This is a genomic window from Olleya sp. KKT75 (assembly GCF_055635485.1).
On the sequence record NZ_CM145759.1, the window covers coordinates 681,511 to 697,961 of the forward strand.

At 32.4% G+C, this 16,451-nt stretch carries 11 protein-coding genes; 1 reads left to right on the top strand and 10 read right to left on the bottom strand.

Annotated features, from left to right (window positions below; all coding sequences use genetic code 11):
• Positions 1–286 precede the first annotated feature (286 nt).
• The 4 genes from ACZ2G2_RS03050 to ACZ2G2_RS03065 form a co-directional block, all read right to left on the bottom strand.
• On the bottom strand, positions 287–2,323 hold the full coding sequence (locus ACZ2G2_RS03050) for an OmpA family protein (RefSeq protein WP_470393910.1): 2,037 nt from the start codon (positions 2,321–2,323) through the stop codon (positions 287–289).
• Between the two features lies 1 nt (position 2,324).
• The gene (locus tag ACZ2G2_RS03055) at positions 2,325–3,236 is read right to left on the bottom strand and encodes a PorP/SprF family type IX secretion system membrane protein (RefSeq protein ID WP_470393912.1); all 912 of its coding nucleotides are present in this window, start codon (positions 3,234–3,236) and stop codon (positions 2,325–2,327) included.
• 7 nt (positions 3,237–3,243) lie between these two features.
• A complete protein-coding gene (locus ACZ2G2_RS03060; RefSeq protein ID WP_470393914.1) occupies positions 3,244–5,982 on the bottom strand; it encodes a T9SS type B sorting domain-containing protein in 2,739 nt (912 codons plus the stop codon).
• A 102-nt stretch (positions 5,983–6,084) separates the two neighbouring features.
• Entirely contained in the window at positions 6,085–7,062 is a 978-nt protein-coding gene (locus tag ACZ2G2_RS03065) for a polyprenyl synthetase family protein (RefSeq protein ID WP_101204016.1), read from the bottom strand.
• A gap of 162 nt (positions 7,063–7,224) precedes the next feature.
• Here ACZ2G2_RS03065 and ACZ2G2_RS03070 point away from each other — a divergent pair, with 162 nt between their 5' ends.
• Positions 7,225–8,388 (top strand): T9SS type A sorting domain-containing protein, encoded by a 1,164-nt coding sequence (locus ACZ2G2_RS03070; RefSeq protein WP_470393916.1) that lies wholly within the window; start codon positions 7,225–7,227, stop codon positions 8,386–8,388.
• Between the two features lie 76 nt (positions 8,389–8,464).
• Here ACZ2G2_RS03070 and rlmN read toward each other — a convergent pair whose 3' ends face one another.
• From rlmN to ACZ2G2_RS03100, 6 genes are all read right to left on the bottom strand, one after another.
• The gene (gene rlmN / locus ACZ2G2_RS03075) at positions 8,465–9,505 is read right to left on the bottom strand and encodes a dual-specificity RNA methyltransferase RlmN (RefSeq protein ID WP_470393918.1); all 1,041 of its coding nucleotides are present in this window, start codon (positions 9,503–9,505) and stop codon (positions 8,465–8,467) included.
• A gap of 239 nt (positions 9,506–9,744) precedes the next feature.
• A complete protein-coding gene (gene queA, locus ACZ2G2_RS03080; protein WP_470393920.1) occupies positions 9,745–10,794 on the bottom strand; it encodes a tRNA preQ1(34) S-adenosylmethionine ribosyltransferase-isomerase QueA in 1,050 nt (349 codons plus the stop codon).
• A gap of 86 nt (positions 10,795–10,880) precedes the next feature.
• A complete protein-coding gene (locus ACZ2G2_RS03085) occupies positions 10,881–12,113 on the bottom strand; it encodes a 3-phosphoshikimate 1-carboxyvinyltransferase (protein ID WP_470393922.1) in 1,233 nt (410 codons plus the stop codon).
• Between the two features lie 40 nt (positions 12,114–12,153).
• Complete coding sequence (locus ACZ2G2_RS03090; protein WP_470393924.1) at positions 12,154–12,480, bottom strand: nucleotide pyrophosphohydrolase; 327 nt, start codon at positions 12,478–12,480, stop codon at positions 12,154–12,156.
• Between the two features lies 1 nt (position 12,481).
• Positions 12,482–14,491, bottom strand: coding sequence for a DUF3857 domain-containing protein (locus ACZ2G2_RS03095; protein ID WP_470393926.1), 2,010 nt, complete (start codon positions 14,489–14,491; stop codon positions 12,482–12,484).
• A 4-nt stretch (positions 14,492–14,495) separates the two neighbouring features.
• A complete protein-coding gene (locus ACZ2G2_RS03100) occupies positions 14,496–16,364 on the bottom strand; it encodes a DUF3857 domain-containing protein (protein WP_470393927.1) in 1,869 nt (622 codons plus the stop codon).
• Positions 16,365–16,451 lie beyond the last annotated feature (87 nt).

Sequence of the window (16,451 nt, forward strand, 5' to 3'; positions counted from 1 at the left end):
CTCAATAAAAAAATAAAAAATAAATAAAAGAGAATAGTGTTAATAATATTTACAACAATACTATTAAAACACACTGTATTACTAGCAAATAAGAAGATATATTGCTAAGTATATAAAATAAAAAAAATACACTTAAAGAAAAGCATTAATCCTACTAAGAGAAGTAAAATACTTTGAATAAAGTGATTAAAAATAGAATTAGTATGCCTTTAAAGCAATTGTCGCATAGCCCAAGTATTAGTTTATATTAATAAATAACTCAAGGACTATACAAGTTTAGTCTAATCTAATACTTAACAATTTCAAACTCACTACGTCTGTTTAATTGGTGCTCTTGATCCGTACAATCTAACATTGGACATGGCACTATTGGAGATAACTCTCCAAAACCTTCAAACATTAAACGTCTAGCATTTATATAACTAACTAATGCAAGATAATTTCTAGTAGATTCTGCACGTCTTTCAGACAAAATCTGATTATACCTAACGGTTCCACGACTATCCGTGTGCGCACTTATTTTTAAATAAATATCAGGGTAACGTTCTAACTTAGAAGCCAATTCATCTAAAATCAGTTTAGAATCAGCTCTAATACTCCACATATCAAAGTCAAAGTATATTGGCTCTAATTGAAAAAATAACTTACCATCTTTCTCTATAATTGGAGGCCCCTTTAAATCTGTTAGCATTTCAAAACGCTTAGGATCATCTTTCTTAAGTTTTTTATCTATTTTCTTTTCTACTATAACTGCCTCAATAGGGTCAACAGGAACAACAACTATTGGTGGCGGCGGTGGTACTCGTTTTAAATATAAAATATGCTTTTGATCTTCTGCTTCTTTTGTAACCACAGGAATATTCCCAGAATAATACCCATCACTCTCTGCCCGAAACTGATACTTACCAACTAATAAATTATTATTAAATACAGCTGAATCTCCTAAAGTATTACTATAAATTTCGTTTTGCTTTTTATCTAATAAAACAACTTTAGCATTATTTACATAAGCTTTAGTTTCAAAATCTCTAACCTCAAAAGAATTATTATATTCTCTTATAAAAATTTCTCCAACCTGTTTAAATTGAAAGATATTATCATCTAACTTATTTCGATTAGAAGCAAAAAATCCTTCCGTATCATTATAATAGTTAAGATTAAAATCATCGTATTGCGAATTGATTGGAGCTCCTAAATTTACAGGCGCGGTAAAATTACCATCAATAGTCTCAGACACAAAATTATCAAGAAACCCTAGTCCTAAATGTCCATTTGAAGCAAAAAACAAATGCCCTTTTTGGGAGATAAATGGAAAATGCTCTCTATTTTCAGTATTAATAACATGTCCTAAATTAATTGGATTACTAGTCGTATCATCTACGTTTAAAGTTACATAATACAAATCAAAACTACCATAACCACCATCAATATCCGAAGAAAAATAAAGGCGCTTACCATCTAGACTTAACGCAGGATGTTGAAATGAAAATCCATTTATATTAAAGGACAACTTCTCTAACGCTTGCCACTTACCATCAACTTTTACAGTTTTATAAATATGAATATTATTATTATCCTCTTCATTAAATTCTTTTTTACCATCCGTAGTATTACTTCTTGATACATATAACGTATTACCATCATTACTGAAACAAAAATTACCTTCGTGTAATTTAGAATTTATAGTTTTACTTAGAGTATTAGTGTGTCCTAACGTGTCATTTTTATCATTTACTTTAGTCGCATAAATGTCCAAAAAAGGTTTATGTGTCCATTTATAAGTTTTAGATAACAATTGCTTATTTGCCCTGTCTGAGACAAAATAAACACTATCCCCTAACCTTACAGCTCCAAAATCCGAAGCTTCAGAATTAAACTGTGTTTTCTCTATTTGATAGTCTGGTGTTTTTAATTTAAAAGCCTCAATAGTATCTATTAATTCTGCTTTATCAATAGTTACTGATTCATTCTCTTTATATAATCTTAAATAATCCAAAGCTGTTTCATAATCTCCTAAAGCAGATAATACTTGATACAATTTAAAATTAAACTGGTTATCATAACTTATATCTTTCTCTCCAAATTGCCCTTTTACAAGTTGTTTTAAATATATAGATGCTTTTTTATACTGAAAGGTGTTGTAATAAGAAATAGCAGCATTCTGTAATGCATTTTTATGACGCTCTTGACCTAATTCTGCTTCGTAATATTTAGCAGCATTTAAATAATCTCCTTTTTCAAAAAACCTATCCGCTCTTGTTTTTTGAGCTAAACCCACTTGAAAAAACAATAGAGCTACAATAACACTTAATCTTTTTATCATATTAGTAAAATCTTGGGGATGAATACTTTTTACTTAATCCTAGTAAATCAAATTTATATAACAAGATAAACTCGTGACTTCCACTATTAAAATCATTCAGTTTACTTGTATTAAAATCGTAGGCATAACCTATTTTTAAATTAGACGAAATATTAAACCCTGCTAAACCAGCAATAGCGTCTTGATATCTGTAAGATAACCCTAGTTCAAACTTCTCTTTGTATAATGCATTAACAGATAAATCAAAAGTTAGTGGTGCGCCTAGAGAATACTTTACAACAGTTGAAGGCTTCAATTTTAAATCATCTATAACATCAAACACATAACCACCAATTAAAAAGACATGTGGTTTATTAGTATATGTGGTCTCATTATCTATATCTAAACTGGCTGGAATTAAATTTGGAGAAGATATTCCTGCATAATAATTATCAGTAAAAAAAAATACTCCTGCTCCAATATTTAATAACGTTTTATTGCTATTACCAAAAGCTGTATCTCCTGCTACATTACTTCCAATAGCACTAATATTAATATGCTCGAACCCTGCTTTTAAACCAAAAGATAGATTTACCCCATCATTAAGGTTAACTTTATAAGCTGCATCAACATTAAATAAGTTTTCGCTTAAATTAACATCACTTCCTATGTTATCATTTAAATAATTTACACTTAACTCAATTTTATCGTTTAGGGGGATGTTAGCAAAAACATTAGCGGTTTTTGGCGCACCATCAATTCCTACCCATTGGGTTCTATACAAACTACCAACTTGGATAATTCCAGGTTCGTTTAGCATGTAAGCAGGATTTACGATACTCATATTATACATGTACTGAGTATACTGAGGTTCTTGTTGCGCATATGTAGACCAGCCACATAACATCAATAGTATTAGTAATTTTTGTCTCATTCTAAAATTATCTACTTAAATAAAAGTTACCTTGAAAAGGATCTGTCATACCATCTTTTGGGTCAAAAACATAATAATATACACCTGTAGGTAATGTTTTTCCGATACCTACATTTGACTCGCCATCAAATAAAGGTGTGTTTCTACTACCCTTATATACAATTGTACCATATCTGTTAAAAATTTCAATTTCGAAATTAGGAAAGGTAATCGGTAGATTACATAAATCAAATTGATCATTTTGGTTATCATCGTTTGCGGAAACACCATCACTGATGCAATCCTCGCAATCAGGATTTCCAAAAGGCAATAAATTTACGATCATTGCTACTCGAGAAGACTCGCAACCATTACTATCTATAGCTGCTACAAAATAATCGGCACCATTAATCAATGCGTTGTCCACATCCAATGGAACAGTATCCGTTAGGGTGTCATACCAATTAAAATCCTGACCATTACTTGCTACTAAATCACTTACTAAAGCGCCTTCGGTTGCACAAAACGTTTGATTTTCTGTAATTGGAGCTTCGACCTCTGTAACTGAAATAGAAATAAGTATACTAGATAAATCGCAAGACGGATTACCTTGAATTTGATATGTAAAATCATACCTAGCTTCAATTAACTGCGACACATCAAGAATGCTTCCTGATAAAACGCCTGTCATATCTACATCTATAAAATCACCGCTTAAATCTGCAATAGCATCTAAATAATCTAATAAATCAATTTGCAATTCTGATTTACATACCGCGTACAATCCACCTTCGCCAATTTCTGGACTTTCAAATAAAGTTACAGTTACAATAGATTGGCTACCGGGACATAAAATAACATTATCTCCATTTATATTATCGGGTACTGTATAAGTATACACACCGCCTTCTAATAAAGATGGATCAAAAACACCAAGATGATCTGTTGTAACATACCCATCAGGTCCTGACCAAGTTCCGGCTGTACTAGGCGTACCTCCTAAAATATCAAACAAATTAAAAATAGCATTATTGTCGCAAACATCAATTGCTGCATCCTCTCCAGAATTATAGTTTTCAAAAACTGTAAAAGACAAATTAGCTCTATCCAAACACCCTTCTGGTGTTAATGTAGAATAAACATATGCAAAAGTCTGACTACCCGTTATCTCCGGTAACGTTAAAGGGTTTAAAATTTCTGTACCGCTACTATCTAACCAACGTCCAGCGTCGCCTTGATAAATTGGATCATCTATACCATTGGTTGTTAATAGACTAAATAAATCTAAGGGAGAAGCGACCATAGGATCTGTTTCACAAAACTCTAAATCGACAGTATCCTCTCCTGCATAAAATGTAGGATTAATAACGACTGTCACCAATGCACTACGATCAGCACAAGGATTTCCTACACACACATAATCCGACATTACATTATAACTAAACACATAAGTCCCTGCATCCTCATTTGTAATTCCTTCTACTGATATAAGACCTCCTGGGGTTAGCACTTCGTGATCATATAAAATTATTTGTCCGTTTACTTGAATATTTAAATCTGAAGGCCCAGAAACCAATGTCCAACTTGTAAATGGTGAATTAGGATATTCATATAATATTCCATTTTCTGTTGTAAAAAGTAACTCATCATATAAACTTATAGCATAAGGACGAAAATCATCCGTACAGATTTCCAAAGGCGACTCTTCTTGTTCAAAAAAGCGTAATGGTTCATAAAAAGTAAATGATATTCCTGTTGACTTATCAGGACAATCAGTTAATGTTGATCGCGCTTCAACGGTGTATACAAAAGTAAAAGTTTCGCAAGAAAACATAGGATTTGATGCTTTTAAAGCATCATAAATTTCTCTTATATTAACTATAGAATCAACAGGGTCAGAAATTTGCCCAGTTGGATCAACATCAGCAGACCAAAGCCCTTCTACATCCTCACCTAGTAAATATTGATCATCTCTTAAATTAATATCGGCATCCCAAACTCCTGCTAAAATATCTTCTTCGCAAATTAAATAATTAGTTCCTTCACCGGACAACACATCTCTAATAACTTCTACTTTAAAAGTTGACACTGAAGCTGGGCTGCATGGTAAAATACCTGGTACGGTATACGTAAATTCAAAAACATCAAACTCTATTAAACTTCCAAAAGGCTCGTACGGAATATCTGCACTAAAAGTGCTAGGTACTATTCCAAATCCTAAAAAATTAGAAGGATCTCCTAAATTACCTACAAATTCCCACACTCCGTTCTTATGAGGAGAAGGTTGTGATTCAAATACTTGAAATAAATCAAAAGATGACAATATGCTTTCGCATATAGTAATATTTGCATCATTTACACCTTGTGGAGGCAATGGGTTACCTTCAAAAGCTCCTAGCACTAAATTAATAGTGACTAAAACACCATTTGTACAACTTGAATTAGTATCAATTAGCTGAAACTGAAAATCTGTTATTGCTGTTGAAGAATCATCTAAATCCCATAAAAATAAATCACCACTAGCCTCATCTAAAGCAAAGTTGAAATTAGGATCAAACCAAGTACCATTTGCTACTGAGAGTGTTGCTCCTGTAAGACTATTATATTGATCATATAAGTTAATTATTCCATCAGGGACACCATCATTATTATTATCAATAATTGTCATATCACAAATAACAACAGTCTCCTGGGCATTACATTGTGCATGTACTTTTACTGAATAAAAAAATAGAATAACTAAAACGAAGTAGGTAATATTTTTCAATACGCTTTAAATTTAGATTTAAAGCAAGTTATATATTACATCCAATAAAATGAAAGAAAACAGTTATTTAATTTAAAACAAAGAACTTATAGGTTTAGAAAACTACTTTTTTCTTTCAATAACATAATTAACCATCAACTCAAGCGAATCTCTATATTCCGATTTTGGAAATCCATTTAGCAAGACTAAAGCTTCTTCTTGAAAAGATTTCATTTTTGAAACCGCATAATCCAAACCGCCATTTTGTTTTACAAAATCGATAACTTGATTGACGCGTTTTCTGTCTTTGTTGTGGTTTTTAATCGAATTGATTACCCACTTTTTATCTTTTTTAGAACAGTTATTTAGAACATAAATTAAAGGTAAGGTCATTTTTTGCTCTTTAATATCTATCCCTGTAGGCTTACCAATACTTTGTGTACCATAATCAAACAAGTCATCTTTAATTTGAAAAGCCATTCCAATAAGCTCTCCAAATTTACGCATACTTTCTACCTCAACAGAATTAGGCTTTACAGAGGCTGCGCCTAGACTACAACATGCTGCTATAAGCGTTGCTGTTTTCTGTCTAATAATTTCGTAATAGATATCTTCAGTTATATCTAACTTTCTTGCTTTTTCTATTTGAAGTAATTCCCCTTCACTCATTTCCCTTACTGCAATAGAAATAATTTTAAGTAAATCAAAATCGTTATTATCAATAGAAAGCAATAACCCTTTAGACAACAAAAAATCACCTATCAGGACAGCTATTTTATTTTTCCATAGAGCATTGATGGAGAAAAACCCACGACGTTTATTACTGTCATCTACTACATCATCATGGACCAAAGTCGCAGTATGTATTAGCTCTATTACCGAGGCGCCACGATAGGTACGCTCACTTACCTCTCCATTAGATACCATTTTAGCTACTAAAAAGACAAACATTGGACGCATTTGCTTCCCTTTACGGTTAACAATATAGTACGTTATCCTGTTTAAAAGTGCTACTTTTGAAGACATAGCCAGCCTAAACTTTTTCTCAAAAAGATCCATTTCAAAAGCAATAGGCTGTTTTATCTGTTCTGTAATCTTCAAAATTTAGATCTAATTTTTATTGATACCAAAAATACAAATAAACTTATAGACCCTAATATTAATAATTCGTAATTATTCTATAAAAATTATAATATTTAAAAAAAAATTTTACCTTTATGGTACTATTATTCAACTAACAATCAACGCTGTAATCTTTTACTTATGAAAAAAACTACATTTTTATTTTTATTTTTATTTCTTACCACATCATTTGCATTTAGTCAAGTTTTGATTGACGAAAATTTTGATGCCGGCTTAAGCACACCAACTGGTTGGTCTAACACTGACCTTGCTAATGGTGGTGTTTGGTCTTTTGCTAATAGCGGTGAAGCTCCAGGTTTTGGGGCAGCAAACACTGTTTTATATGACGAAGGTTTCTCTGGAAGCTATCCTATTTTTGATAGTGATGCTATAGGTAATGATAGCGAACCTGAAGATGCTTATTTAGAAAGCCCAACTTTTGATGCTTCTGCATTAACTGATGTACAATTAACATTTAATCATGTTATTCGTGCTGAATTTGCTGGTAATGGTTTTGTTGAAGTGTTTGATGGTACAGCTTGGGTACAAGTCGTATTGTTTAACAGCACAAACAATACTAGTGGAGCCAACGAACTTGATTTTGGTTTTAAATCTTATAATGTATCTGCACAATTAGCAGGTGTAAGTAATGCAAAAGTAAGATTTAGATGGGTTGGAGATTATTCATATTTTTGGGCTTTTGATAATGTAAAAGTATTTTCTTGTACAGAAACTACTGCTCCAACTGCTGCAACTGCAACTAATCCTGTTAATGGTGCCACAAATGTTGCTATAGATGTTACAGGTACAACACCGTTAATTACTCCTTTTAATTGGACTGCTGGACCATCTGCTACCGTTTTCAACTTATCTTTAGGTACAGATACTGCAGGAACGGATATTGGTACTATAGATGGTGCTACTAATGGAAACGGCATTACTTTTAACTGGGCTTATGATACGACATACTATTGGTCTGTAGAGTCATTTAATTGCTTTGGGTCTACTGTTAGTGCTGTTTGGTCATTTACTACAGAAGCAGACCCTGCTTTATCTGCAGCTAGTTTTGAAGCTACTACTTTTAGTCTTTATCCTAACCCAGCTAAAAGCAGTATTAGTATTAAATCTAAATCACAACTTACGTCTATTGAAATTTTTAATCAACTAGGACAACGTGTTATGCAAGTTGAAGCTGACAGTATGATTGAAAACACAATCAATATAAATGATTTAAAAAGCGGAATTTATTTCATGAAAATCTTTGCTGGAAATCAAGAAAAAACAATGAAATTTATTAAAGAATAAACTTTACACCAATCAAAAAAAGCGACTTTCAATTAATTGAAAGTCGCTTTTTTTATGCTTATTATTTAATAATAAACTATTCTTTATTAGCTAACTGTCCACATGCTGCATCAATATCCTTACCTCTACTACGTCTTACAGTTACAGTAATATTATTATCTTCTAACACATTTTTATACATGTCTATGGCTTCTGATTTAGCTTGTTGGAACTCTCCGTCATCAATCGGGTTATACTCTATAATATTAACCTTACTTGGTGCAAACTTACAAAACTGTACTAATGCATCTACATCCTTACGTTTATCGTTTATGCCTTCCCAAACAACATACTCATAAGTAATACGATTCTTAGTTTTTTCGTACCAATATACTAATGCTTCTCTAAGATCTGATAACGGGAATGTTGCATTAAATGGCATTATGGATGTTCTTACTTCGTCAATTGCAGAGTGAAGTGATACTGCTAATTTAAACTTAACATTATCGTCTGCCATTTTTTTAATCATTTTTGGCACACCTGAAGTAGAGACTACAATACGTTTTGGTGACATAGCTAAACCTTCGGGAGATGTAATTTTCTCGATAGCTTTAAGTACGTTATTATAGTTCATCAATGGTTCTCCCATCCCCATAAACACAATATTACTTAATGGTCTATCAAAATACAATCTACTTTCTCTGTCTATGGCTACTACTTGATCATAAATCTCGTCAGGATTAAGGTTACGCATTCGTTTTAATCGTGATGTTGCGCAAAATTTACAGTCTAAACTGCATCCTACTTGACTAGACACACAGGCTGTGGTTCTGGTTTTTGTTGGTATTAAAACAGACTCGACAATTAAATCATCATGTAATCGTACTGCATTTTTTACTGTACCATCGCTACTGCGCTGCATAACGTCCACTTTGATATGGTTTATAACAAAGTTATCTTCTAACATTTGACGCGTCTCTTTAGAGAGGTTTGTCATATCCTCAAAGGTATGAGCGCCTTTGCTCCATAACCATTCGTAAACTTGATTACCTCTAAAGGCTTTATCTCCTTCTTTTTCAAAGAATTCTCTAAGTTGCTCTTTAGTTAATGCGCGTATGTCTTTTTTCTTGATGTCCATTGGATTGCAAAAATAGTGATTTTGAATGACGATTGACGACTGTTGATTTACTTTACTTTAATTTATAACAAACCTTTGGCTAGCGCATTAGCGATGGAGACATTTGTTGAAGCTCTTGCTTTTGCCTAATAAGCAAATGCAAAGCGACTGTCGAGAGCGCGACCCTTGGGTAATGCCATAAAAAAACCTCTTTTACTGATTACAGACAAAAGAGGTTTTAATTATTTATTTAGAAAGAATTAGATGATTAACATCGCGTCTCCATAACTGTAAAATTTGTACTTTTCTTTTACTGCTTCTTCGTATGCTTTTTTCATAAAATCATGACCTGCAAATGCAGATACCATCATCATTAATGTTGATTTTGGTGTATGAAAATTTGTGATCATGGCGTTAGCGATACTAAAATCGTATGGAGGGAAGATAAATTTATTTGTCCATCCTTCAATTTCGTTTAACGTTCCGCTTGAAGATACTGAGCTTTCTATAGCACGCATTGCTGTTGTACCTACTGCACAAATACGACGCTTTTCTTTTTTAGCATTATTGATAATCTCTACTGCTGGCGCTTCTATTTTAAGCTCTTCGCTATCCATTTTATGCTTTGAAAGATCTTCCACTTCAACTGGGTTAAAAGTCCCTAATCCAACGTGTAAAGTTACTTCTGCAAAGTCAATACCTTTTATCTCTAAACGCTTTAACAAATGTTTAGAAAAGTGTAATCCTGCTGTTGGAGCTGCTACTGCACCTTCCTCTTTTGCATAGATTGTCTGGTAACGTTCTTCGTCTTCCGGCTCTACCTCTCTTTTGATATATTTTGGTAATGGCGTTTCTCCTAAAAGTTGTAGTTTTTTTCTAAACTCTTCATAAGATCCATCGTATAAAAAACGTAATGTACGTCCTCTAGATGTTGTATTATCTATTACTTCTGCAACTAACGTTTCGTCATCACCAAAGTATAATTTGTTACCAATACGTATTTTACGTGCTGGATCTACTAATACATCCCACAGACGTTGTTCTTTATTTAACTCACGTAATAAAAACACCTCAATTCTAGCTCCTGTTTTTTCTTTGTTACCAAATAAACGTGCTGGAAATACTTTGGTGTTATTAAGAATCATCACATCCTTTTCATCAAAATACTCGATCAAATCTTTAAACATTTTATGTTCAATGGTTTGCTCTTTACGGTTTAATACCATTAAACGAGACTCGTCTCTGTTTTCAGCAGGATATTCTGCTAATAATTCATCTGGTAAGTCAAAATGGAAGTGTGATAATTTCATTTATTAATATAGTTGTTAAGTTAACAAGACTGCAAATATACAATCTGGAGATAGGCCTTGTCAAGTAAATGGGCAATTATTATTTATTAAACGCTAAAAATGAACCCTAAAGCAGCCAAATCGTCCCAAAACGTTGGGTAAGATTTTGATACTACTTTTGAATCTTCAATAATTATTGGCACTTTTAAGGCCAATGGTGCAAATGCCATAGCCATTCTGTGGTCATTATACGTTGCTATTGTAATATTTTGCTGTCTATTAGTTGCTTTTTTTAATGTCAAACTGTTATCTGTAATAGCGACTTGACCTCCTAATTTTTCGATTTCGGTTTTTAAGGCTACTAAACGGTCGGTTTCTTTAATTTTTAAAGTATGTAATCCTGTTAAATGACACTCTAATCCTAAACCAAATGCGGTTACCGAAATAGTTTGTGCAATATCTGGCGCGTTTTTTAAATCGAAATTAATTTGAGTATCCAAAGTAACTCCTTCCACTTTTTGAAGCGTAACACTATTGTCTTTAAATGTTGTTGTCACACCAAAAGATTTGTAAATTGTCGCTAAAGCGGAATCGCCTTGCAGGCTATTTTGTTTGTAAGAAGACAACGTAATACTTGTCCCAATAGCAGACATAGCAGCAATACTATAAAAATACGACGCTGATGACCAATCACTTTCTACGGTTAACTGTTGTGCATTAACTTCTGATTGTTTTTTAGGTGCTATAGTAATTAGATTGCCTTCAAATTTAGTTTTTACACCAATCTCTTCTAACAAACTAAGTGTCATTTTAATATACGGTACAGATGTAATTTCTCCGTCAAGTGTTAGCTCTATTCCGTTTTCTAATTTTGGAGCAATTAATAGTAAAGCAGAAATATATTGACTACTAACATTTGCTTTTAGCGTTACCTTATTTTTAGTAAGCTTTTTTCCTTTGATTAATAATGGCGGAAATCCTTGATTTTCTTTATAACTTATATCTGCTCCTAATTGATTTAATGCATCTACAAGAATTGCTATCGGACGCTCCTTCATGCGTTTAGAACCCGTCAACTCAATACCCCTACCGTCTTGCGTAGAAAAATATGCGGTTAAAAAACGCATCGCTGTCCCTGCATGATGTATATCTATAATGTTGTCCTGTGATGCCAATGCTTTTGACATTAACACAGAGTCATCACTATTTGACACATTAGTTATTTTTATTTCTGGATATAAGGCTTGCAACAACAATAATCTATTAGACTCGCTTTTTGAACCTGTTATTTGGATAGTAGAAGCTTTATGTATTGTTGATTTATTAAGGTGTAAATTCATGTAAATACTAACTTTTTGCTTACGCAGAAATGACTAAACTTTATTTTAATTTTTGATTTTTGTGATGTCTATCGTGATCACGTTTTGTTTTTATATCTAACTTTTTATCAAATGCTTCTTGCAAATCTATTCCTGTTTGGTTTGCTAAACATAAAACTACAAACATAACGTCTGCAAGCTCTTCTCCTAAATCTTTATTTTTATCAGATTCCTTTTCGCTTTGCTCTCCGTAACGCCTTGCAATAATACGCGCAACTTCTCCAACCTCCTCTGTTAACTGAGCCATATTAGTTAACTCGTTAAAATAACGCACTCCATGGTTTTTTATCCAGTTATCTACTTCTAATTGTGCATTTTTAATATCCATTTTATTGTTTTTTAAGCACTATTTTCTCAGCCTTTTTATCTGTCATAATTTTATAAAACTCTTTAAAATTACTATAATCAGACGGTAATATATAGGTGTTATTAATCTCCAAATTTACAACTATTTGAATTTTATCGCCAATTTGTTTTGTAAGATAAGAAAAAGTTAATGCATCGGTATTAAAGTTAATTGCTTCGCTTTCTGGCAAAGACTCTAATTGATAGCCTTCCGGTATGTCTATGTTAACAATATATTTATCTGAAAGCGGACACACAAAGTCTACTGGATACGCTCTAGAATCTTGTGTAAAAGGATTTTCTTCGCTAGTTAAAAATAGTAAAGGCGAAATGTAAAGATTACCCGCTATATCTTCTACCGCTCCATCCAAAGTAAAATTATAAGATTGCATTATTGGTTTATACACGTTATTAACGTTTTTAACTTCCAAATCTGAGACTACAAGTCCTGCATTTCCTTTTTCTATAATTTGTACTAAAGACTCATTGGTTAATCCTGCTTTATTATTTCTATAACTAAGTGCCTGATATGCTGTCAAAGCCTTTCTTAACTTACCTTCCATTGATAAATCCGCATTGATTTGTACACTGGCAGACACAATATCCTTAGATTGTACTGATGGGCTTAAACTAATCCAAGTCGAACTTCCGTCTTCTCTAATTAATCTTCCTTGCCAATTAATCACATATTCTGGAATAATGTTAGGTTTTGTAAAACGACTAGAAGCATCCAAAAGCAACACACTATCTTGTGCCTCTACTGCGCAAATCACATAATTAAATCCTGAACGTGTTGGAAAAAGTGGCACCCCATTATCTTTTGTACTTACTAAAACTGGATTAGCATTTATACCGGTATATCTTAGCATTGCTACCAACATTAAATTGATATCCGCTACATTTCCTGTTCCTTCTTTAAATGCTTTTTTAACACCATTTTCGGCAATAAAACCAATGTAATCGTTAAACTTAACTTTACTTTTAACTAGGTTAAAAATTAATAGAATTTTTTCATCATCAGAGGTTGCCTTTGCAATTACAGCATCCACTGCCTCTTCAAAATATCTTTTTTTATTAAGTTGCCCACCAAAATCCTCATCATTATAAATTGTTTCCGTCACTCGCTCCCAACTAGTAGCCACACTTTTTATTTTTAAATCCGGACCTCTATAAAACGCGTATTCAAAAGCAATTAGTGCTCTATAATTATTCAAGTTATCTATAAACGGTTCTTCTTTTAATGCTGGAATATCTTCCATGTAAACACTTACTACATTCTCTTTAAAAGCAAGGTTTGATTCTGAAAATTTGGTGGTTGAAGTTTTACCTAAGATACTTTGTTTTGTTAGAATCTTTTCATCACGCACTTTTTGTGATTCATTTATTTTGGGTAAAAAAGAAGATTTTGGATTGACTACCTTATTATAATTATAAAATTCAGGCGTTATAATATCTACTTCAATTTGATTGATAGGAATTTGATACTGCAAAACAACATCTTCTATACTTAAGAAAGGTGACTTTATTGAGTATTCAAACTCGATAACACACCCTTCACTTAATCCTGGCATAGTAAAAGTACAAGACGTGTAATATTTACTTGTTCTTTTCTCAAAAATATTCTCATTTCTAAGCTTGTCTTTTTGTATTTCGCCATCTACTAGTGTATAAGTATACCCTTTTAGGCCTTCAATTTTTTGTTGACTAGTATTACTAACATCATACAAGCTTATCTTTTTTATGGCCCAATCATAGCCTTCCTTATTGTATATCTTTATACGCTCATGATATCTTGTCTCTTGCGTAAAACCGTCTTCATTATTAAACGGAAAACTAGTATATTGTTTTTTAAACAACACTACTGCATTTGCCTCAGGATGATTTGGGTGACTGGTTTCTTTTAATTCTTCTTTACTGATTTTTCCAAATTTAAAATTTTGTGATTGTCCTACAACGGACATAAACATAAACGCAAGGATGGTTAATTTTTTCATTTATTTAATTAGTAGTGGTTAATACTATTTTTGATTTATCGTGTTTAACAATAGCGAGTCTAAATTTTCTAAAAGCACTATAATCTTCTTTTGAAAACTGCCCTTTATTTATAATAATTTTTCTTTTGAATACTAAATTTTTGTCATCTGTTTGTTTTATTGAATAGTGATATTCTCCAAACTTATTTTTTATTACGACATCGTCCTGTAATGCTTCTACTTTAACATTCTCTGGTAACGTAATTTGATATTGATCTTCGTCCACAAAACCTCTATCAATCTCAAAAGGCAATTGTCTGTTTTTATATCTTGGCGGTGCTGTTTTAAATTTATTAAAAAAGTTAGGTTGCATTAACCACCTGTCTCCAGCTTTAGTTACATACTTGTCTACTTGTAGGTCTAAATCTTCTTTAAAAACAATATTATCTTTATCATTGTTAAAAAGCATATTATTTACTTGTAGGTTATTTATATCCGAAAAATTATCCTTATAATATAGCTGGTTTTCTTTTTCTGTTTGGACTTCAATACGTCTGTATTTATCGTATTGCGTCCCTTTAGAAGTAATATTTAACTTGGCTTTAAACCCTCCTAAACTATCTAATATAATATTGGAGTTAATTACCTGACTGTTTTCATTTGTGCTGTATACTTTTGTATGGACTATTTCACCTCCAGATGGCGTAACAATTAAAACGTCTCTGTCATCTGTAAAGTTAGCATTGTAACCAAAAGGCGTGGACTGGCTAGTGCACTCTAAAGTGATATAACCATTGTTGTCGGGTATTGACAGTATTGCATGATTACCTTGTAAAGATGAAAACGATGCATCTATACTCCGCACATCTTGTCCTCCATAAACAATTGTATAAAAAGAGGTAACTCCAACCTCATCCAAAAGCGCTTTTGTGTAATTTGATAACCCTTTACAATCTCCATATCCTAATCTATCCACATCACTTGCAAGCATAGGCTTCCAACCTCCAATCCCGACTTGCACACTTATATAACGTGTTTTATTTTGCATAAACTGATATACAATCTTAGCCTTTTCTAAATCTGTTTTTGCATTTTTAGTAAGTGCTTTAATTTCTACCTTAACAATTTCTGGAAGTTCTTGAGTACCATCAATTAGCTTATCACTCATCCATTTACCAAAATCACTCCAACTATTATTATCCCCTTCAACACCTAGCATACTAAATTGTTTAAGCGCAAATTTAACGGAAGGTGCCACGCTATAAAACGACGGGCTATAAGCCTCTCTTTTTATCGCTGATAGATTATTGGCTTGATAATTATAGTCTGACATTTTTTCAATTTTAAACGCTTCTAAGTTGCTGGCTTTAAAATCTAAAGGTATGTCTGTTTGATTTTGTATTTTATACGATGCTTTTTCTACACTTAAGTAATAGTCATCAATAGGAAACCACTGAGGTATAAAAGCAGTATTAGAGGACACCACTTCTAAATTAAACACTACAGTGTATGGATAAGACACAGGTGTGTAGTCGATATAACGCGCTCTATTATCTGTAAAAATAGATACACCGTCAGCAACACTAACATCTATAAAATCTTTTTTCTTGAACTTTTTAATTTCTTTTCCAAAAGCATTAAAAATTACTGCCTCTAATGTTTTGATGGACTTTGACTGATCATAATACACGACCGCTCCAACGTGTCTTTGACCTCTTTCGTTTAAAACAGTAACAACGCGTTGCTCTGTAATAACTATTTTATCCCTTGCTTCAATACTGATATCTATTGTACTAGATCGTACTATAGCATTTGCGTTTGATTGTAAATCAGGATTTAAAACTATAGCTTGGTAACTATCTTGAGAAAATACGTTGACTGAAAAGAAAAGCATACATAGTATACTTTTTAAGAATGTGTTTGTAGGCATTACATCTAATTAGCCAACAATATAGACATATTATGATAAAAACGAAAACTG

Bases quoted from the DNA above. Each gene is read 5' to 3' on its own strand.
- ACZ2G2_RS03050 (WP_470393910.1), bottom strand. From the start codon at position 2,323: ATGATAAAAAGATTAAGTGTTATTGTAGCTCTATTGTTTTTTCAAGTG.
- ACZ2G2_RS03055 (WP_470393912.1), bottom strand. From the start codon at position 3,236: ATGAGACAAAAATTACTAATACTATTGATGTTATGTGGCTGGTCTACA.
- ACZ2G2_RS03070 (WP_470393916.1), top strand. From the start codon at position 7,225: ATGAAAAAAACTACATTTTTATTTTTATTTTTATTTCTTACCACATCA.
- rlmN (WP_470393918.1), bottom strand. From the start codon at position 9,505: ATGGACATCAAGAAAAAAGACATACGCGCATTAACTAAAGAGCAACTT.
- queA (WP_470393920.1), bottom strand. From the start codon at position 10,794: ATGAAATTATCACACTTCCATTTTGACTTACCAGATGAATTATTAGCA.
- ACZ2G2_RS03085 (WP_470393922.1), bottom strand. From the start codon at position 12,113: ATGAATTTACACCTTAATAAATCAACAATACATAAAGCTTCTACTATC.
- ACZ2G2_RS03090 (WP_470393924.1), bottom strand. From the start codon at position 12,480: ATGGATATTAAAAATGCACAATTAGAAGTAGATAACTGGATAAAAAAC.
- ACZ2G2_RS03095 (WP_470393926.1), bottom strand. From the start codon at position 14,491: ATGAAAAAATTAACCATCCTTGCGTTTATGTTTATGTCCGTTGTAGGA.
- ACZ2G2_RS03100 (WP_470393927.1), bottom strand. From the start codon at position 16,364: ATGCTTTTCTTTTCAGTCAACGTATTTTCTCAAGATAGTTACCAAGCT.